A 19,524-nucleotide genomic window follows, 5' to 3' on the forward strand; every position below is an offset into this window, starting at 1 on the left:
TCGGTCACGCCGTGTCAGGCGTGACCGCACGGCATGGCTACCCCGGAGGCTCCAGCGGCCTGAGGACCTGCCACAGGCGCCAGAGGATCGTCGGCGTCTTCGAGGACGGCGTGTCCGACGTGTACGGCTTGGACGCCGGGCCGTGCCCGGTTCCCTGGTCCGCCATCGTCTCGGACAGCTTCCGGGCGCTCCCTTGGTGGGACCCGGTGGGTTGCACCCTCCCCAACTGCTCGTCGATCGAGCGTCTCTGCGCGTCGGTCAGCCCGCGCTGCTGACTCTGTCCGGCGTTCGGCGGGTTCCGCTGTGCCTTGGGCGGCGACTGCCGTTGGACCGCCCTGCGACTGCTCGGACGGACCGCGGGCCGATGCCTGACCGTGGTCTTGGGCCTGCTCGCACGCCTGGTCACCGCTCTGCGTGCGGCCGCGGCCCGTCGCCTGGCCGCCGCGGCCCGGCGTGCCGCCGCTGCCGCCCTGCGCCGTGCGGCCGCGGCGGCCGCACGCTGCCTGGCCAGTGCGGCCTTCTTCCTTGCCGCCTGCGCCGCCCTCTTCTTGGCCGCCTCCGCGGCTCTCTTCCTCGCGGCCTCAGCCGCCTTCTTCTTGGCCGCCTCCGCGGCCCTGCGCCTGGCCGCCTCCAGGGCGCGCTTCCTGGCCGCCGCGGCGGCCCTGCGCCTGGCCGCGGCGAGCGCCGCCCGCCTGGCCGCCGCCTGCGCGGCCCGCCTGGCGGCGATCTGGGCCAGCTTCCTGGCCAGGGCGCGTGCCGCGATCCTCGCCGCGATGCCGACCACGAACCAGACCAGCTGTCCGTCGGGGTCGCTCATGGTGACGGGGCTGTTGCTGGCGTAGGCGTAGGCGTTGAGCTGCTGCGGATCGCTCTCGTCGATGATCGGGTCGACCGAGAGGAACCGGCCGTTCTTGGCGTCGTACTCACGGGCGCCCAGGTGGACGAGCCCGGTGGTCGTGTCCTTGGTGCCGCCGACGAATCCGCGTTGTCCCGGCCACCACGGTGGTGGCGTCCCTCGGTCCTCGCCAAAGGGGGTCTGCCTGCGGGTGGCCACGTCTCCGGTGCCGGCGTTCACCATGGCCTGTGCGGTGCCCTGGTGGTCGTTGGCCATGAAGAAGACCTGGTTGTCGGACGTGCGCACCGCGATGGCCTCGCCACCGATGGTGTAGTAGCGGGTCTGCTCGACGACGTTCTTGGCGTAGTCGAGGCGCAGCTCCATGTCGTCGATGTAGAGGGTGGCGTCGGTGGGGGTCTTGCGGATCAGGCGGTCGCCGTCGGCGTCGTACAGGAACGACGTCGTCTTGCCCGCCTCGGTCACCGACTCCAGGTTGCCCTCGGCGTCCCAGACCAGGCTCTGGTCGGAGGTGCCGACCTTACGCCGGGTGGTGTTGCCGGCCGCGTCATAGGCGAACACGTCCGCCCCGACGGCCTGCAGCGCGTGCGGCTGCTTGCCGCCCGCCGCCGGGTAGGTGTAGTCGCGGACGGTCTCGGCCGCGCCGCCCCAGGCGTGCTTGGTCTCCTTGGTCCGGTTGCCGGTGACGTCGTAGGCGTAGCTGACCGCGTACGGGGCCACGCCGCCGATCTTGCCCGATTGCGGGCTGCCGGAGGCGCAGTCGTCGGTGGCCGTCCACGCCGAGGTGAGCCGGCGCAGATAGTCGTGCTTGAAGCACTGCGTGTCCTGGACCGCCTTGTCGGCGATCTTGGTGACGTTGCCGGCCGCGTCGTAGGTGTAACCGAGGTCGAGGTCGGCCGCGGAGGCTCCGGCCCGGTCCAGCCGCATGCTGCTCAGCCTGCGGGTGCCCTCGTCGTGGGTGTAGGTGAGCCAGGTCTTCCGGGTGCCCTCGCCCAGCTCGTACTGGAGGGTCTCGCCCATCTTGGAGTAGCGGGCCGCGTTCACGTACGCCGACAGGCCGGTGACCTTGGTCGGCTGGCTGAGCCCGTCGTAGCCGTAGACGACCGACTCCTCCGCCAGCCCGCCGGCCGCCGGGAAGCTGACCGACTGGACCTGGTCGTCCAGCGTGTAGCGGGTGTTGAGCTGGTAGGAGCCCGCCAGCTTGCCCTCCCGCTCCGGGATGGTGATGGTCTGCCGCAGCGTGCGGTAGTCGGCGTCGATCGCGTTGATCTCGGCCGTGTACGCCTGCCCGCCCACGTACCGGATGGCGGTGTTCAGCTCTCCCTTGGCCAGCGCGTCGTACTTCCACTCGGCCAGCAGCGTGCCGGTCGCGGAGCCTTCGCGCATGTGCGTCTTGCGGCCCAGGGCGTCGTAGCCGTACCAGAGGGTCTTGCCGCGGGCGTCGGTGGTGGTGACCACCTCGTCGGCGTCGTTGTACGTGGTGGTCGTGACGCCCTTGTCCGGGTCCTCGGTCTTGATCTCCCGGCCGCGCAGGTCGTAGTGGTGGCGCCACACGTTGCCGGCCGGGTCGGTCACCGTGGACAGGCGTCCGGCTATGTCGTAGGTGTACTTGGTGGAGTCGTACTCGCCGGTCGGGGTCGAGCCCTTGTACTGGCGCAGCTCGATGAGCCGGTCCTGCGCGTCACCGATCCGGGTGGTCGCGGTGCCGCCCTGCGGCGGTGTGACGTGGAGCCGGTCGCCCTCCTCCTTGGCCGTCACCCGGTACTTCTCCACCCCCTTCACCTTGAGGACCTCGGCGTTGACCTCGCCCGCGCCGTCGAACAGCGACACGACCTGGTTGGGCACCGCGGAGTCGGCCACCGCCAGCAGGTCGGTGGCGGGCGCTCCCGTGGCGAAGTAGCCGGTGTTGGCCTTGTACTCCTCGCCCTGGGAGTTGTGGAAGGTGTCGGTGATCGTGCGCCCGTCACGCAGCGCGGGATCTTCCGTCTGGTCGTCCGTGGGCGCGGGTTCCTGGGTCTGGCGCTCGCGCATCAGGCCGTCGTACAGCTCGTGGCTGGCGGTGTAGGCGCCGTCCGCACCCAGCGTCTTGGTGGTGACCACGCTGGGGCCGTCGGTGCGCATCGTGTAGGAGTACTCGGTGCTGGGCGACTGGTTGGCCGCCTTGCTGCGGTCGGGCTGCCAGACCTTGGTCAGGCGGCCGAGCGCGTCGTACTCCAGGTCGGTGCGGCGGCCGTTGGCGTCGACCTCGGCGACGGGCTCGCCCCACGCCGGTTCGAGCAGGGTGCGCTCGGTGTGGCCGAGCTGGTTCGTCTCCGTGGTCTCCGTCGCCGGGGCGCCGGCGGCCGGGCTGTAGGTGGTGACGGACTTGGTGCCGACCGGGTCGGTCTCGCTGGTCTCCCGGCCGTACGCGTCGTAGGTGCGGGTGGTGCCGGTGATCGTCGCGCCGTCGGCCGAGACGAGCTCCTGGACCGCGGTCACGTCGCCCTTGGTCGGCGGCGTGCCGTTGGCCTGGCCGTCGTACTGGATCTTCTCGTCCGAGATCACCTCTCCGGCGGCCAGCGTGGAGACCGCGGTGCCGCAGCCGGCGGCCACCTTCTGGACTCTGCTGGGGTAGTCGAGCATCCAGGAGGTGTCGTTGCGGGCGTAGGTGTAGCGGACGCACTCGTCGTCGTCGGTGCCGGCCAGGTCGCCCTTCTCGTCGACCTGGAGGAGCAGGCCCTTGGCGTCGTACGAGCGGTCCTCGCCGGTACGCCGCCACTTGTCCCCGGCCAGCGCGGTGCGGGTGACCATGGACTTCGGCTGGACCACGTGCGCGGCCTTGGTGACGCCGCCCTGCGTGGACTCGGCCGTCTTGACCGACCACGGCTCCTGCGCGGTCGCGGTCAGGAGCGCGCCGCCGTCACCGTCGAAGAGGATCTCCTCCCGCTCGAACCCGGCAAGCTGGTCGAGGTCGTCCAGCTTGACGCCCTCGGTGTCCACGACCTGCGCGCTGCGCTTGGAGCCGTCGGCCAGCTTGTCGCCGTGCATGCCGCGGAAGAACCGGTACTCCGTCAGCGTGCGCTTGCCGTCCTGGCCGTCGCCCTCGCGGACGCGTACCCGGCCGAAGCCGCGGTAGTCCGACCATGTGCGGTGCTCGGGCTTGACCAGGATGTTGTCGGCGTAGTGCCAGGCGGCGCCGTCGAGGTACTCGTAGTCGGTGACCACGTTCGGCGAGCCCGCCACGCGGTCGACCTCGATGGTCTGCGTGACCAGGTACTTGTGGAACCAGTCGGTGACCTCCGCCTCGTTCGGCGGGGCCCAGCGCTGCGGGAAGCAGCGCCTGGCGTTCTTGTCGGCCGTGGGGACGTCGCCCGGCTTGCAGTCGGCCGCCGAGTAGTTGATCCGCAGCTCGCCGCCGGACTCGTTGCCGACGGCCTGGACGCGCCACTTGACCAGCGGGGCGCGGCCTTCCTGGGCGTCCACCCGGTTGGGGAGCTGCACGCCGGTGAACTTCACCGGGGGCAGCGAGAGCGTGCCGCCCACGTGCCCGCTCTGCTGGATCGAGGCCAGCCACAGCGCCGGGCTCATGCCGTCGCCCGAGGCCGGGAACTGGTGCGCCAGCGTCCACGAGTCCACCGCGCAGTACTGCGCGCCGGAGCACTTGGCGGTGTTGGTGTTGAGGATCTGGGTGGTGACCTTGGCCAGGCGCTTCCGGGTGAAGAACGTCGGCGTCAGGCGGTCGGTGCACTTCACGCCGGAGTCGCAGATCTGGTCGAACGGCACGTCCGGCCAGGAGCCCGCGGTCTCCTTCTTGAGCTGGTCGGCGGCGCAGGTCACCGTGCCGCTGGGCAGGCAGCGCTCGGCCACCTCGAACAGCACACGGGCGGCCGGCGCCTTGGTGAACAGCTCGTTCTGCAGGTAGCCGTAGTCGATCCGGGCCAGGTACGCGCCCCGGACGTAGGAGGTGCCGAGCTCCGGCTTCATGTTGCGGCCGTAGTAGTTGGTCTCGCGCTCGTACCAGTACGTGGTGGCGTTGCCGTGGGTGTCCACCTCGTAGTCGAGGTTCCACCGGTATCCCTGCTGGCACCAGGCGTTGGCCGGGGTGCTGTTGTAGCAGGGCTCACCGCTGTTGTTGCCGAACACCGGCACCGTCTGGACCGACTTGGTCTCCGCCTTGCCGCTCGCCCAGCCGGGCAGCCGGTTCAGGCCGAAGGTGTACTGGGTACCGTCCGGCGTGGTGACCCGCCAGTACTCGCCGTTGTTGTCGCCGTTCGTGGCGCCGGTCAGCGCCTCGATCCTGGTGCCGTCGTCCCGCCTGGGCCGCCACTGCTTCGTGGTGGCGTCCTTGACGAGCTCGACCGACGAGTCGCCCAGGGACATGGTGGCGTTGTCCTGGTCCCAGCACAGATCGCCGGTCTTCTTGCCGTCGATCATGCACGACTTGTAGCGGCGCTCGATGTAGCCGCCCGGGTTCAGCTCGAAGCCCTCCCCCGCCCAGGACGCCTGGTTGTTGGTGGAGGCGGTGCGCCCGTCCACGCTCTGCGAGGAGTAGCCCAGCGACACGCCCGGCTCCTCACCGCCCAGCGCCGGAGGGGTGCGCAGCTCGTAGCCCCAGGTGAAGTCACCCGACTGAGGGCCCACGCTCCAGTCGGACGTGGCCGCCAGAGAGGTGGCGGCGTGGTCGCCCGACGGGCCGGACGCGGCCGCGGTGAGCGCGTACAGGCCGTTCGTCTCGACCTCGGCGGTCACCGTGCCGTTCTTCGCGTTGTTGTCGCTCTTCACCGGCTGCGGCTGGGCGCAGCCGGCCGCGCCGGTGAGCGCGCACTCCTCCAGCTTCACCAGGCGCAGCCGGGAGCCGTAGTCACCGCCGTACGCGTACCGGAAGCCGGAGTAGTCCACCTCCAGACGGGTCTTGACCGGCTTGGCCGCGGCCGCTGCCGCGACCCCCTGCCCCGGCGTGACCCGCATCGCCAGGCCGAGCAGGTCGGTGTCGAGCAGTTCGACGTTGACCGGGGTCGTCGCCTGCGCCGCCTTGGCCGTGCTCGGCGCCAGCTTCACCGGGAAGCCGGCCGCCAGGGTGGAGACGGAGCCGCCCAGCTCCGCCTTCTGCGGCTTGGGCCAGCTCACGGCCGGCGCCGCCTTCCACGCCTGCTGGGCGGCGGGATCCGCCAGCGGCGGCTTGACGGGGACCTTCCCGCCCGTCACCGGCGCTTCCTTCTGCACGGCCGGCGCCGGGCGCGGGGCCGCGTAGGCGGGCATGGCGTACGCCATCTCCACCAGCAGGACGATCGAGAGAACAGGGGCCAGCCTGCGTGGCCAGCGCGATTCGGGCTTGGACTCGTCCGTCGCGAAACGATTCCACGACGGGTCCGGGCGATCCGGCTGCTGAGGGGTCTGTTGAAGGCCGTTCCATCGGGAGTCGGGCAGATCTAACTCATCCGGCAGATCCATTAAGCTTCTCCAGGGGGGTTCACGGGCGGCCGGCTGAGCGAGCCGTGCGGTGCTCAGCGTGCCATCGAAGGAGCGAAAACCTGGCGGGTCGCGTTGGGTGAGGAGACGATCTCGACGGTGCGACCAGCCCTTCCTTGCCGCCGTAACGCGATCAGCGTCCGGTACGCGATCCGCCACTCGGCCGTCCTGAGCCGAGGTCACGCCCTGGACGACGGGCGCCCGGGGCACATCCTCGGTCTTCGATCGGTGATCGAATCGTCGCCTCCGGGACGCCGTTGGTCCAGACTTTTGCGCCTTCTGCTCAAATTTTCTTCAGACATACTGAATCTCTGAAACTTTCCGTCCGCCGGGTTGGACCAGGGCGCCCGGACACGTCACCGGTACGACGACGCCTGCACGCCGTACATGTCCGCGTAGAGGCCGCCGCGACGGATGAGGTCGTCGTGCGTGCCCACCTCCGCGACCCGGCCCCGGTCGAGAACGACGACCAGATCGGCCATCCGGACGGTGGAGAGCCGGTGGGAGACGAGCACGGTGACGACGCCGCCGCGTGCCGCGGCCCGCCGGGAGGCCGCCGCCCAGCGGCGAAACAGGTCGTGCTCGGCCTCGGCGTCGAGAGCGGACGCCGGTTCGTCGAGGAGCAGCAGCAACGGACGCGTACGCATCATCGCGCGGGCGAGAGAGAGCCGCTGCCACTGCCCGCCCGAGAGGTCGACCCCGCCTGGCCGGCGCGGACCGAGCCGGGTGTCGAGCCCCGACGGAAGCCCCGGCAGCATGCCGGAGGCCCCGGCGCCGTCCAGCGCGTGCCCGATCGCCACGTCACGGCGGCACGGATCCGCGAGCGCCGGAAGATCCCCGATTCCCACCGTTTCGCGAACCAGGAACTCGAACCGCGCATGGTCCTGGAAGCAGGCCGACAGATGGCGCCTGAACTCCTCGGGATCCATGGCGCCGACTGCGGCGTCGTCGAACAGGACTGCTCCGGAGCTGGGCCGGTACAGGCCGGCCAGGATCTTGACGAGGGTCGACTTCCCCGCGCCGTTGTCGCCGACGATCGCCACCGTCCGCCCGGCGGGGAGCAACAGGTCGACCTCCTGGAGCACCGGGCGATCGGCGCCGGGGTAGCGGTACGAAACGCCCTGGAGCCGGATGCCGTGCTCGAGTGCCGCCGGCGGTTCCGTGGTGGCGACGACACCGCCGCGGACCGTTCTTTCGAGGTCGGCCACGTAGACGAGCCGGCCGGCCGCGACGAGGCTCTGCATGGTGAGCTGGAGCGTCTCCGCGGAGCCGGTCACCAGTGCGAGCACCTGCCCGGCGAGCGTGGCGGTCAGGACCGCGTCGCCGACGGTGGCGTGTCCCTCGGCGGCGAGGCCGACGACGAGCGCGACGGCGCCGACGTACCCGATCACGAAGAAACCGCGGCTCGCCACGCCGATCCCGGCGGCCCGGAGCTGGAGCCGGTGGTGAATCCGGCGGATCCGGCGGTGTTCGGCATGAAAGCGTGAGCGCAGCTCGTCGGCGATCCGGAAGAGCCGGATCTCCTTCGCGGCACCGGCGGTCGCGGTGAGCTCCAGCAGGTGCTCGGCTCGGCGCGCGGGCTCGGCCGCGCGCTCCTCCCCCGCGCGGAACAGCCCGCCGGTCCAGGGGCTCGCCACCAGAGCGGGGATGCCGAACAGCGGCAGCGCCAGGAGCGCCGGGGTGACGCCGGCGAGGAGCACGCCCATCGTGACCATGCGGATCAGGGCTGCCAGCAGCTCGATGAGCCGGGGAACGGCCTGGTACAGCTGGTGCTGCTGCCGGCGCAGGGCCTCGAGCTGGGTCAGGTGCTCGGGCGTCTCGTGCAGGTCGATCGTCGGCAGGCTCCCCGAGATCTCGAGTATGCGCAGGTTGAGCCAGTAGCGCAGCCGGCCGCCGAGCTCGGCGAGCACGCGGCTTCCGCCGTAGGCCAGGACCGACGCGCCCGCGATCGAGCCCACGACGCCGCAGGCCGCAAGCACCGCCGCCCTGCCGTCCGACGCGGCGATCGCGTCGACGAGCAGCTTCAGCCAGGAGGCGAAGAGCGCCTGAACGACGACCTGGGCGGTGAGGACGACGAAGGCCAGGGCGGTACGCCTCCGATCCGCCGACCACGCGGCGCCGAGCACGAGGGCGACGGCTCGCCGGCCCTGTTCCACCCGGTCACGTGTCACGTCGCGACCCCCTCGCCGGGGAGGCCTGGTACGAGGCGGCCTGGAGGGAGAAGAGCCGGGCGTACTCCCTGCCGGCCGCGACGAGCTCATCGTGGCCGCCGTCCTCGACGATCTTGCCGCCGTCCAGCACCACGATGCGGTCCGCGCGGCGCACGGTCGAGAACCGGTGGCTGATGATGATCGTCGTCAGGTCACGGGTGAGGTCGAGGAAGCGGTCGTACAGGTCTGCCTCGGCGCGAACGTCCAGTTGCGCCGTCGGCTCGTCGAGGATGAGCAGCCCGGCGCCGTTCTCCACCGCGGCCATCGCGCGCGCGAGGGCGATCCGCTGCCACTGGCCGCCCGACAGGTCGACGCCGCCGGGGAACCGTCGCGACAACGTCGTGTCGAGCCCGTACGGCAGGCCCGCGATGACGCCGTGCGCTCCGGCTCGTTCGGCGGCGGTGCTCACCAGGGCGTCGAGGCGGTCGCGGGCCGCCGCTTCGCCGGTGTTCCGGCCGGCCTCCCTCAGCACGTCCACCGCCCCGAAGCCGATGTTGTCCCGGACGGAGAGCTCATAGTGGACGAAGTCCTGGAAGATCGCCGCGATCGTCCGCCGCCACGCGCCGACGTCGAGCTCCGCGACGGGGACTCCGTCCACAGTGATGGTGCCCGCGGCGGGGACCTCGAGTCCGCTCAGCAGCTTTGTCAGGGTGGTCTTGCCAGCGCCGTTGAGCCCGACGACGCCCAGCGAGGTGCGGGCCTCGATCGCCAGGTTCAGCCCCCGGAACACGGGCCGCGCGTCCGGGTAGGCGAAGTCCACGTCGGAGAATCGGATCTCCCGTGCGATCCGGACAGGAGGAGAGGACCGCGCGGGGTTGGCGGCGGCCGGCGGCGGTGGGCTTGCGGCGACCCGCGCGGCCTCCTTCTCGAGGTCGAGGACGACGGGCACGCGCGGGCTGCCGTACTCGATGAGCTCCGCGCCGCTCTGGTCGGCCAGCGCGGTCATCCCGGACATGCCGAGGAGCAGGACCGTGATCTGCGTCGCGGAGAGGGTTCCGGCCAGGCCGTCGACGACCATGGCGCCGACGATGACCCCGTGCGAGCAGAGGAGAACGAGGAGCACCATCGCCGTCCGCCACCGCCCGGCCCGGCGCGCCCGCGCCAGTTGCTCGAGCGCACGGGTCCAGTGGAGGCCGAACCGCTCGGCGAGCCAGCCGGTCAGCCCGAACACCCGGACCTCCTTGGCCCACGCCGGCTGCTCGGCGATTCTCGCGAGGTACTCCGCCTCCAGAAGCCCGGAGGACCACGAGCCGATGTCCAGGCGCCGCAGCGCCGTCAGCATGACGGCGCCGGCGACGAACCAGACGACGACCAGGACCCCGGCCGCGACCGGCCAGACCGTCGCGACGAGCACGGCGGCCGCGGCGCCCTGGAAGAGGTGCAGCCACCGCGTGCACCAGCCGTCGACCAGGTCACCGGGATCGAGCCCGGCCAGCCGGACGGACCGGTCGACGAGCGGGGACAGCCGAGGGTCCTCGAACAGCTCCAGCCGTCGTGTCCCCAAGGTCGCGTCGATCACGCGCCCCAGGAGGTAGTGCTCGTAGCGCCGGTAGAAGGCCCATTTCGCCACGTCGTAGGCCGAGCCGGCCAGCTCCTGCGCGACCAGGAGGACGGCCGCCGCGACCAGCAGGGCGACGAGCCGCTCCCCGCTCTCCGTGTCGAGGCCGCCCTCGCGCACGGTCTCGGGAAGCGTTCCGACGATCAGGCCGACCAGGCCACCGAACACGGCCGACAGCACCCCGCACGCGCACGCCAGGAGTAGCTGTAGGGCGCTTCTCCCAGGTAGTGCCCGCACCATGAACGACAAGGCGGCCCACCGGACGCCTGACGGTCTTCTACGCGTTTTCCCGCACTCAAAGATCCTGGACCGGCCCCCGCCGGCTGTCAACCACGGGCCGGCGAGCTCTTCGCGTTGAAGGCTCGCTCACGCGACGCCCGTGAGCAGCGCGGCCGCCCAGAGGAACACCTTGGGGTCGCCGAGACCCGAGTCGGTGAGCCATTGAGCGGCCCGGCGCGCGTCCTGCTCGTCCTGGATCAGCCCCCACGCTCCCGGCCGGACGCCGGTGGCCTGATGGACGCCGGCGGCGAGCCCTCCCATGCAGGCCCAGGTGTGCCAGCCCCCGCTGTCGAAGCCGACCAGTTCGTCCACGCGGGTGGCGACCCGATGGCCGGCCAGGACATAAGTGGGTCCCATCGCGCCATCCTCCCTCATGATCGGTACTTGCCCGACGGGCCGGGTGGTTCGATGCGGAGCGTTTCCGGGGCGGCGAGCGCCAGGCCGGCGGCGCCGAGCGCATGCTGGGCGTCGCTCCAAGGACGGACGATCACGTGGACGCGGTAGGCCGCGGTGACCTGGCTGGTCCGCATCACGGCGGAGAACCCGGGCTCCAGGCCCGGCCACAGAACGTGGTTCTCGCCGATGACCGCGATGGTGGCCGTGCCGAGCAGGTTGACGACGCCGGCGACGGCCCGCCCGAGTACGGCGCCGACCTCGGCGAGCACCCCGGCCAGCGACCGCTCACCGGAGACCCACCGTGAGCGGAGCTCCTCGATGGTGGTGGACGCCCCGGCGAGACCCTCGCGGCGGGCGGCGCGCAGGATCCCGTCGTCGCTGGTGAACGTCTCCAGGCAGCCCCGGGCGCCACAGGCGCAGCGCGGCCCGGTGGCGGCGACCGGCGTGTGGCCGAACTGGCCGGACAGCCCGCTCGGTCCGCGGTGCACCCGCCGCCGCAGGACCGCCCCGACCCCCACCCCGTCGCCGATGCCGAGCACCAGGAAGTCGTCGTGCTCACGTCCCGTCCGGTACAGGAGTTCGGCGGTGGTGCTGGCCGTGAGGTCGTTGTCGACGAACACCGGGATCGGCAGCTCGGCGCGCAGCCGTTCGCCGAGGGGAAGGTTGCTCCACCCGAAGCGGGGACAGAACCGGATGTAACCCGCATCGACGGAGGCCGGCACGGCCACGCCCGCTGCCTTGAGCCTGGGGCCCACGGCGGGGTCGGCGAGCCGCCGGCCGATGACGCTGAGTATCTGAGGGATCGGGTTTGCGTGACAGTCGAAGGGCGAGACATCGGATGTGAGCGTGCGGCCGTCCAGCCCTGCCACGACGGTGACGAGGTGGTCGGTGGCCACCCGTACGCCGACGGTCGCGGCGGCCTCCGGCACGACCTGCAGCGGGATCCGCGGCCGGCCGACGGCCCCGGCACGCGGAGCGAGAACCCGCAGGTAACCGCTGTCCAGCAGGCGTCGCGTGTGTTCGTGCACGGTCGCGTCGCCGAGCTTGAGCCGAGTCGCGATCTGACGGCGGTCCAGGGCGCCGGCGGTGCCGAGAAGCGCCAGGATCTCGACCCGGGTCAGATCGCCCCGACCGGCCGTCCGGCGATCAGTCATCGGATATTTCCTATCAGGATCTCATTGACATTACGGATTGCGACGCCTTAATTTCGGAACAATTAACTCGGCCCCGAGCTTATTGACTGGAGCTGCGATGGGCAGGCGAATGCATGGCGGTCGGAGATCACTGGCGATCGCGACAGCGGTGGTCATCGCGGGAGGATTAGCGGCCGGCTGCGGGGGCGACGGCCAGGAATCGGCAGGTGGCGCCAAGGCGAGCGACGGCGCGGTGACCCTCACCTGGTCGATGTGGGCGTCCGGAACCGAAGACCGAAACGCCTGGCAGAAGGTGGCCGACCAGGTCACCCAGAAATATCCGAACATCAAGATCACACTCGAGACGTCACCGTTCAACGACTACTTCACCAAGCTCGGCACCCGCCTGGCCGGTGGCAGCGCGGCGTGCATCGTCTCGATGCAGAGCCTGCGTACGGGCGGCTACGTCAGCGGCATGCGTCCCCTGGACGACCTGATCAAGAAGAACAACCTGGACGTCGCCGACTTCGACTCCTCGATCATGGCCGGGCTGGCCTCGGGCGGCAAACAGTACGCGCTGCCGTACGACCTCGGCTCGCTGATCATCACCTACAACAAGGACATGTTCAAAACGGCCGGCGTGGCCGCGCCGAAGGTCGGCTGGAGCGTGGCGGACTTCGAGGCGGCGGCCAAGAAGCTGACCACCGGCGGCAAGTACGGCTTCGTGGCCTACCCCTCGGCCCTGGGGATGTTCTCGATGATCATGTCCAAGACCGGCGCGGAGCCGATGGACGCCTCCGGCAAGCTCACCCTCACCACCGAGCCGATGAAGACCGGCTTCCAGTGGTACGCCGACCTGGCCGCCAAGCAGGGGGTCGCGCCCAAGGTGCCCGGCGTGAACAACAACTGGGCCGAGACCCAGTTCCTCAGCGGCAGCGTGGCGATGTCGGTGAACGGCCCCTGGTCCGTCCTGGAGCTCAAGGCACAGGCCAAGTTCGACGTGGGGCTGGCCACCATCCCCGCCGGTCCGAACGGGACCAAGAGCTACTCGGCCGGGTCCGGCTTCGGCATCTCCCAATCGTGCCCGTACCCGGACGAGGCGTTCAAGGCGATCAGCACGATGACCAGCGCTGAGATCCTCGGGCAGCTCGGCTCGGTCGGGCGCGCCTATCCGGCCCGCAAGTCCGTCCAGAACACGTGGTACGAGAACGCCTTCGAGGGCGCCAAGCCCGTCATCGACGCCGCCAACGCCTCCGCGAAGCCGTTCCAGGCGACCAGCAACTGGGACCCGGTGGAGAAGCTGCTGGCCCGGTACGGGATCCAGGCCTTCAACGGGCAGGCCACGGCGGCGGACGTACTCAGCCAGGTGCAGCAGCAGGCACCGGCGTAGGGAGCGACGTGCACGACGATGCCAAACCCCGGCGCCTGCGCCGTGATGGGCGGGCCGCGGCCCTGTTCGCCGGGCCCAGCCTGATCGGGTTGACGCTGTTCACCGTCTTCCCGATCGTGCTGTCCCTGGTGATGGCGTTCTTCCAGTGGCCCGCGGTGGGTGAGCGCACCTTCACCGGGCTGGAGAACTTCGCGACGCTGTTCACCGACCCCGTGTTCGTGCGGGCGCTGCTCAACACGCTGCTGTTCGTGGTGCTCTACCTGCCGCTCAACCTCATCGTGTCGGTGGGGTTGGCGGTGTGGATCTCACCGCGCATCAAGGGCCGCAAGGCGCTGCGGGTGGTGTTCTTCCTGCCCGTGGTCACGCCGATGGTGGCCAACGCGATCGTCTGGCGGATGATCTACCAGCCGGACGGGCTCATCGACGGCACGCTGTACGCCGCCACCGGCGTACACGCGCCGAACTTCCTCGGCGAGCAGGGCTGGGCCATGTTCGCCGTCGTCGCGATGAGCGTGTGGCAGGGGTTCGGCTACAACATGCTGGTCTTCTCGGCCGCGCTGGACGCCATCCCGCGCCACCTCCTGGAGGCGGCGCAGATCGACGGGGCCGGACCGTGGCGGCAGTTCTTCCGCATCATGCTGCCGATGATCTCGCCGGCGCTGTTCTTCGCCACGACCATGACGCTCATCACGTCGTTCCAGGTCTTCACCCAGCCGTTCCTGATGACCGGCGGAGGGCCGGGCATGGACACCCAGACGCTCATGATGTTCGTCTACGACAAGGGGTTCTCGATCTATCAGTTCGGGCTCGCGTCCGCCGGGGCCTGGATCGTGTTCGTGCTGATCCTGGGCGTGACCGCGGTGCAGTTCGCCGGCCAGCGCAGGTGGGTGAACTACGATGTCTGATCACGCCGTCCGCCGCGTCAAGCTGGTCGTCTCGCACGTCGCGCTCTACCTGGTGGCCGCCGCGTTCCTGTCGCCGCTGGTCTACATGCTGGCCACGTCGTTCAAGCGCGCCGACGAGGTGTTCGGGTCGCCGCCCAGCCTGTTCGGATCGGTGTTCCGGTGGGAGAACTACAGCGAGGCGCTGGCGTACCTGCCGTTCGGGCGGTTCGTGCTCAACGGGCTCGCCGTCGCCATCTGCGGCACCGTCGTGGTGCTGGTGGCGTCGGCCATGTCGGCGTACGCCTTCTCGCGGCTGCGCTGGCGCGGTCGCGACGGCGTCTTCCTGGTCTTCCTGGCCACGCTGATGATCCCCCAGGAAGTGCTGGTCGTGCCGATGTTCATGCTGATGCGCTGGTTCGGCTGGGTGGACTCCTTCCAGGCCCTGATCTTCCCCTGGGCGTTCACCGCGTTCGGGACGTTCATGCTGCGCCAGTTCTTCCTGACCATTCCCGAGGAGATCTCCGAGAGCGCCCGCATCGACGGCGCGGGACCGGTGCGCATCTTCACCTCCATCATGATGCCGCTGATCAGGCCGGCGCTCGCGGTGCTGGCGGTCTTCACGTTCATCGGCTACTGGAACAGCTTCCTGTGGCCGTTGATCATCATCAACTCGGTGGACGAGTTCGGCACCGTCCCGCTGGGCCTGCAGCTCTTCTTCGGCCAGCAGGGCAGCCAGTGGAACCTCGTCATGGCCGCCTCGGTGATCTCCATGGCGCCCACCACGGCGCTGCTCATCATTCTGCAGAAACATCTCATCCGCGGGATCGCGACCAGCGGTCTCGGCGGCCGGTGAAAACTCTTGAAAGGAATGTCGTGGACCACGCCTGGTTCTCCGAGTCCCGGTTCGGCATGTTCGTGCACTGGGGTCTGTACGCTCTGGCCGCACGCCACGAGTGGGTGAAGAACCGCGAGCAGTTGACCGATGAGGACTACCAGCGCTATTTCGACCACTTCGACCCCGACCTGTACGACCCGGCGGAGTGGGCGCGGCTGGCCAAGGACGCCGGTATGCGCTACGTCGTCCTCACCACCAAGCACCACGACGGCTTCTGCCTGTGGGACTCGGCGCAAACCGACTACAAGGCGACCCGCACGCCCTGGGGCAAGGACCTGATCGCGCCGTACGTGGAGGCCGTACGCGCGGAAGGGCTGAAGGTCGGCTTCTACCACTCGCTGATCGACTGGCACCACCCCGAGTTCCCCGTCGACTCCCTGCACCCGCAGCGCGAGGACGAGGCGTTCAAGGCCGCCGCCGAGGGCCGCGACGTCTCCAAGTACGCCGACTACCTGCACGCCCAGGTGCGCGAACTGCTCACCGAGTACGGCCGGATCGACTACCTGTTCTTCGACTTCTCCTACCGGGGCAGGCCGGGCTACTGGGGCGGCAAGGGCTCCGACGACTGGCGCTCACCCGAGTTGCTGGAGATGGTGCGCGAGCTCCAGCCGGGGATCATCGTCAACGACCGGCTCGACATTCCCGGCGACTTCGTCACCCCCGAGCAGTACCAGCCCGCCGGGCCGATGACCGTCGACGGCCAGGAGGTGCCCTGGGAGGCCTGCCAGACCCTCAACGGCAGTTGGGGATACGACCGGGACAACCTCGACTACAAGTCCCCTGACCTGCTCGTACGCATGCTGATCGACAGCGTCGCCAAGGGCGGCAATCTGCTGCTCAACGTGGGCCCCGACGGACGCGGCCAGATCGACCCGCGTGCCCGCCGGACCCTGGCCGACATCGGCGACTGGATGCGGCCGAACTCCCGCTCCATCTACGGCTGCGGCCCGAGCGGCTTCACCGCGCCTCCCGACTGCCGCTACACCCAGCGGGGTGATCGGCTCTATCTGCACCTGTTCGCCTGGCCGTTCCGTCACCTGCACCTGCCGGGGCTGGCCGGGCGCGTGAAGTACGCCCAGTTCCTGCACGACGCGTCGGAGATCCGTACGCGTGTCATCGACCCCGCCCAGACGGCCAGGAACACGACGATCGGCGCCCAGGCCCCGGACGCCCTGACCGTCGACCTGCCGGTGCAACGACCCGACGTCGCCGTACCGGTCATCGAGCTGTTCCTCACCGACTAGCGCCCACCGGCCCCGGTTCGCGGCGCCCGCCGTGGGCCGGGGTCTCGTCATGCGATCCTGGCCCGGCGTGTCACCCGGCGTCCGGCGGCAACGGGACGTCGTAGGCGTTGAGCACCACCGAGACGCCGGCGTACTGGGCGATCAGGAAGACGGGTTCCGCCGTGCCGGACTCTCCGAAGGAATGGCGACCTCCCGCACACGGGCCGATCAGCGCACCCCTCTCGTCCGTCACGGTGAACGGCGTCCGCAGTCCGCTCATGATCTGCCGGACGTGTTCGTCGAGCGGGCGCTGCTCGTCGGAGAGCTCGCCCGGACCGATGGGGGGCATCCTCACGGCGTGTGAATGCGCAGCGCCTGGAGGTTGGCCAGTTCGTGGACCCCCCACCTGCCGAGTTCGCGCCCGTAGCCGCTGGCCTTGATGCCGCCGGTGGGAAGGCGTGGGTCGGTCGCGGAGATCGTGTTGACGAAAACGGCTCCGGCCTGGATCCCGGCGCTCACGGACGCGGCGTGCTCGCTGTCCGCGCTCCACAGGCTGCTGCTCAGCCCGTAGCGCGAGGAGTTCGCGAGGGCGATGAGCTCGTCGTCGTCCGCGCCGGTCGTGAGCGCGCCGAGCGGCCCGAACGTCTCATCGGAGAGGATGACCGAGTCGCGCCCGTCCACTTCGACGATCGACGGCGCGAACCACGCCCCCCGGGCGGACTCCGGCGCCTCGGCCCGCGCGATCACCCGGCCTCCGGCGGCCAGGGCCTGGGCGCGCTGCTCGCGCAGCGAGTCGCGCAGGTCATGACGCGCGAGCGGTCCGACGTCGATGCTCTCGTCCGCCGGGTCGCCGACCCGCAACGCGCGGACCCGCGGCACCAGTGCGTCCACGAACGCGTCACGCGCGTCGCGGTGGACGAGAATCCGTTTCGCGGCGATGCAGCTCTGCCCGTTGTTGAGGAAACGAGATCGCACCGCGGCGGCGGCCGCGGCGGGGATGTCGGCGTCGGCGAGGACGATGAACGGGTCGGATCCGCCGAGTTCCAGCACGCACTTCTTGAGCTCGGCGCCGGCGCGGGCGGCGACGAGCGCGCCCACGCGGTCGCTGCCGGTGAAGGTGACGGCGGCGATCCGGCCGTCCCCGATGAGGTCCGACGCCGTCGCCCCGTCGACGACGATGCTCTGCAGGACGCCCGCGCCGAACGCGTCCAGGAACACGTCCTGGATCGCGATGGCGTTCGCGGGGACGCTCTCCGCGTGCTTGAGGACGACGGTGTCGCCGGCCGCGATCGCGGGGAGCATCGCCCGGATCACCTGCCACCAGGGGTAGTTCCACGGGAGGATCGCGAGGACGACGCCGATCGGCACGACTCGGACGATCGCGGTGTCGCCGTCGACGTCGAAGGTCTCCGGCCGCAGGATCCGGGGAAGCTCCTCGGCGTAGTAGCGGCAGGCGGTGACGCACTTGTCGATCTCGGCTCGCGCCTGCCTGATCGGCTTGCCCATTTCGAGCGTGATGAGCGCCGCGAGCGGCTCTCGGCGCTCCTCCAGGATGTCGCCGAGCCGGCCGATCGCCGCGACGCGATCCTCCGTACGTGAGCGCCCCCAGTGCGAGCCCGCGGCGGCCTCGAGCGCCCGATCGATGTCCCGGGGCGTCGTGTACGGGTAGAAGCCCAGCTCGTCGCCCGACGCGGGGTTGATCGTGACGATGCCGCCGTCCGCGCGCCTCACGCCGCGACCTCCGCGGCATGCGCCTCCCGGAGCCAGCGGGTGAATCGACCCGTGATCGAGACCGGGTCGATCAGCAGCTTCTCGGTGCCCGGGGCGTTGCCCTCCTCGATGCGGGCGTACAGGAACGCCGGTTCCCGCACCGTGAGCAGCTCCCCGAAGGCGGCCCGCAGCCCCTCGGTGGTCTCCGCCGAGCGCGTGGTCCAGCCCGCGGCGGCCGCCAGCCGCTGGAGGTCGACCTTCGACGAGTAGGTCGGCAGCGCCCCGGTCGACCCGTACACCCCGTTGTCGAGCAGGACGAGGATCAGGTTGCCCGGCGCGAGGTAGCCGCCCGTCGGCAGGACGTTCGGGTTCATGAGCAGTGAGCCGTCCCCCTCGATGCCGACGACCTTCGGCGCGGACGGGTTCACGCTGAGCGCCAATCCGGTCGCCACCGATCCCACGAGGCCCATCGCGTCGAGGAGGTAGAGGTGGTTGTCGCCGTCCTTCACCGACGCCAGCTCCCGGCTCGTCGCCGCGCAGGTCGCGACGACGGGATGCCGGCTCGTCAGGTCCGCGAGCACGCCGAGTGCCTCGATCCGCCTCATCAGGCGACCTTTCCGTCGGTGTTCCAGAAAGACCCGAGGACGACCACGGGCCGATACGTCATGACCGCCTGCACCCCGGCCTCCTGAACGGTGTCGCGCCAGTCCTCGGCGCCGCTCCTGCGATCCAGTTCGACGACGGGGAGCCCGACCGCGCGCAGGAGGGCCGGCACGGGCTGGCTGATGGAGTGGATCATCGAGTTGTACTCGCCGAGACCGCCGCGCGTGTTCGCGAAGACGAGCAACGGCAGGTGGTACGACAGCGTGAACGTCGTGAGTGCCGTGAGCGCGTTGCCGAAGCCGTTGTCCTGCATGACCACGGCGCCGAGCCTGCCGGTGAACGCCACCGCTCCCATCACGCCGATCGCCTCCTCCTCCCGCGAGAGCGGCGTGACGCGCGGCGAGACGCCGTTCGCCCCGCCGTCCGACGCGACCAGCGCGTTGATGACCGGCGCCACGGTCACGGAGGGGATGTACCCGACCCGCGCGACGCCGGCCGCCCAGATGCCCTCGGCGACGGCTTCCGCATATGCCATGTGGTTGTGATTCCTCTCAGGATGGAAGGGTGAGCGCGGCGATGGCGTCGAGCTCGATCCGGGCGCGGTAGGGCAGCTCCGCCACGGCGATGCAGGTGCGGGCCGGCAGCGGCTCGGGAAGGGTCTCCTGGTAGATCGCGTCCATGGTGTTGCGGTCGTCCATCGACACCAGGTAGACCGTGATCTTCACGACGTGACGGAACTCCAGACCCGCCGACGCCAGCTTGCCGCGCAGGTTCGCCAGGGCCTGGCGCGTCTCGCCGGCGACGCCGCCCGCCACGACCTCGCCGCCGGCGATGCCCAGTTGCCCCGAGATGTAGACGAGCCCGGCCGCGGTCTCGCGCACGGCACTGTACGGATGCCGCGCCTGTGAGGGACTGCCCGGTGCGCGGTTCGTCATCTTCGTC

The 19,524-nt window shown here is 70.5% G+C and carries 14 protein-coding genes; 4 read left to right on the forward strand and 10 right to left on the reverse strand.

The window, feature by feature from the left end; genetic code table 11:
• Window positions 1–37: 37 nt before the first annotated feature.
• From AB0I15_RS49565 to AB0I15_RS49585, 5 genes are all read right to left on the reverse strand, one after another.
• Window positions 38–6,283 carry an RHS repeat-associated core domain-containing protein gene (locus AB0I15_RS49565; RefSeq protein WP_358113254.1) on the reverse strand — a complete coding sequence of 2,082 codons (6,246 nt, stop codon included), beginning with the start codon at window positions 6,281–6,283 and terminating at the stop codon, window positions 38–40.
• Window positions 6,284–6,657: 374 nt separating this feature from the next.
• Window positions 6,658–8,472, reverse strand: a complete 1,815-nt coding sequence (locus AB0I15_RS49570) for an ABC transporter ATP-binding protein (RefSeq protein WP_358113256.1) — start codon at window positions 8,470–8,472, stop codon at window positions 6,658–6,660.
• Window positions 8,462–10,237: an ABC transporter ATP-binding protein gene (locus AB0I15_RS49575; RefSeq protein WP_358113258.1), complete on the reverse strand. Its 1,776-nt coding sequence runs from the start codon at window positions 10,235–10,237 to the stop codon at window positions 8,462–8,464. The genes AB0I15_RS49570 and AB0I15_RS49575 overlap by 11 nt, the downstream gene beginning before the upstream one ends.
• Window positions 10,238–10,435: 198 nt before the next feature.
• Window positions 10,436–10,705: a hypothetical protein gene (locus AB0I15_RS49580; protein ID WP_358113260.1), complete on the reverse strand. Its 270-nt coding sequence runs from the start codon at window positions 10,703–10,705 to the stop codon at window positions 10,436–10,438.
• 14 nt (window positions 10,706–10,719) lie between these two features.
• Window positions 10,720–11,898: an ROK family protein gene (locus AB0I15_RS49585; RefSeq protein WP_358113262.1), complete on the reverse strand. Its 1,179-nt coding sequence runs from the start codon at window positions 11,896–11,898 to the stop codon at window positions 10,720–10,722.
• 148 nt (window positions 11,899–12,046) lie between these two features.
• Here AB0I15_RS49585 and AB0I15_RS49590 point away from each other — a divergent pair, with 148 nt between their 5' ends.
• From AB0I15_RS49590 to AB0I15_RS49605, 4 genes are read left to right on the forward strand one after another with little or no spacing between them, the layout of a single operon-like run.
• Window positions 12,047–13,267: a sugar ABC transporter substrate-binding protein gene (locus AB0I15_RS49590; protein WP_358113263.1), complete on the forward strand. Its 1,221-nt coding sequence runs from the start codon at window positions 12,047–12,049 to the stop codon at window positions 13,265–13,267.
• Window positions 13,268–13,275: 8 nt separating this feature from the next.
• Window positions 13,276–14,172 (forward strand): sugar ABC transporter permease, encoded by an 897-nt coding sequence (locus tag AB0I15_RS49595; protein ID WP_358113265.1) that lies wholly within the window; start codon window positions 13,276–13,278, stop codon window positions 14,170–14,172.
• Entirely contained in the window at window positions 14,165–15,004 is an 840-nt protein-coding gene (locus AB0I15_RS49600; protein ID WP_358113267.1) for a carbohydrate ABC transporter permease, read from the forward strand. Before AB0I15_RS49595 ends, AB0I15_RS49600 begins: the two co-directional genes overlap by 8 nt.
• A complete protein-coding gene (locus AB0I15_RS49605) occupies window positions 15,001–16,290 on the forward strand; it encodes an alpha-L-fucosidase (RefSeq protein ID WP_358113269.1) in 1,290 nt (429 codons plus the stop codon). The genes AB0I15_RS49600 and AB0I15_RS49605 overlap by 4 nt, the downstream gene beginning before the upstream one ends.
• Window positions 16,291–16,360: 70 nt before the next feature.
• Here AB0I15_RS49605 and AB0I15_RS49610 read toward each other — a convergent pair whose 3' ends face one another.
• From AB0I15_RS49610 to AB0I15_RS49630, 5 genes are read right to left on the reverse strand one after another with little or no spacing between them, the layout of a single operon-like run.
• On the reverse strand, window positions 16,361–16,618 hold the full coding sequence (locus tag AB0I15_RS49610; RefSeq protein ID WP_358113271.1) for a hypothetical protein: 258 nt from the start codon (window positions 16,616–16,618) through the stop codon (window positions 16,361–16,363).
• Window positions 16,619–16,620: 2 nt separating this feature from the next.
• Window positions 16,621–18,000, reverse strand: a complete 1,380-nt coding sequence (locus AB0I15_RS49615; RefSeq protein ID WP_358113273.1) for an aldehyde dehydrogenase family protein — start codon at window positions 17,998–18,000, stop codon at window positions 16,621–16,623.
• Complete coding sequence (locus AB0I15_RS49620) at window positions 17,997–18,584, reverse strand: thiamine pyrophosphate-dependent enzyme (protein ID WP_358113275.1); 588 nt, start codon at window positions 18,582–18,584, stop codon at window positions 17,997–17,999. The genes AB0I15_RS49615 and AB0I15_RS49620 overlap by 4 nt, the downstream gene beginning before the upstream one ends.
• Window positions 18,584–19,117 carry a hypothetical protein gene (locus AB0I15_RS49625; protein ID WP_358113277.1) on the reverse strand — a complete coding sequence of 178 codons (534 nt, stop codon included), beginning with the start codon at window positions 19,115–19,117 and terminating at the stop codon, window positions 18,584–18,586. The genes AB0I15_RS49620 and AB0I15_RS49625 overlap by 1 nt, the downstream gene beginning before the upstream one ends.
• Before the next feature lie 16 nt (window positions 19,118–19,133).
• Entirely contained in the window at window positions 19,134–19,517 is a 384-nt protein-coding gene (locus tag AB0I15_RS49630; RefSeq protein WP_358113279.1) for a RidA family protein, read from the reverse strand.
• Window positions 19,518–19,524 lie beyond the last annotated feature (7 nt).

Origin of the sequence: Nonomuraea sp. NPDC050643 (assembly GCF_040654715.1) — a bacterium.
Classification (GTDB): domain Bacteria; phylum Actinomycetota; class Actinomycetes; order Streptosporangiales; family Streptosporangiaceae; genus Nonomuraea.

What these genes read in the sequence shown, in the direction of transcription:
- AB0I15_RS49565 (WP_358113254.1), bottom strand. Translation starts at nt 6,283, where the DNA reads ATGGATCTGCCGGATGAGTTAGATCTGCCCGACTCCCGATGGAACGGC.
- AB0I15_RS49580 (WP_358113260.1), bottom strand. Translation starts at nt 10,705, where the DNA reads ATGGGACCCACTTATGTCCTGGCCGGCCATCGGGTCGCCACCCGCGTG.
- AB0I15_RS49585 (WP_358113262.1), bottom strand. Translation starts at nt 11,898, where the DNA reads ATGACTGATCGCCGGACGGCCGGTCGGGGCGATCTGACCCGGGTCGAG.
- AB0I15_RS49600 (WP_358113267.1), top strand. Translation starts at nt 14,165, where the DNA reads ATGTCTGATCACGCCGTCCGCCGCGTCAAGCTGGTCGTCTCGCACGTC.
- AB0I15_RS49610 (WP_358113271.1), bottom strand. Translation starts at nt 16,618, where the DNA reads ATGCCCCCCATCGGTCCGGGCGAGCTCTCCGACGAGCAGCGCCCGCTC.
- AB0I15_RS49620 (WP_358113275.1), bottom strand. Translation starts at nt 18,584, where the DNA reads ATGAGGCGGATCGAGGCACTCGGCGTGCTCGCGGACCTGACGAGCCGG.
- AB0I15_RS49625 (WP_358113277.1), bottom strand. Translation starts at nt 19,117, where the DNA reads ATGGCATATGCGGAAGCCGTCGCCGAGGGCATCTGGGCGGCCGGCGTC.
- AB0I15_RS49630 (WP_358113279.1), bottom strand. Translation starts at nt 19,517, where the DNA reads ATGACGAACCGCGCACCGGGCAGTCCCTCACAGGCGCGGCATCCGTAC.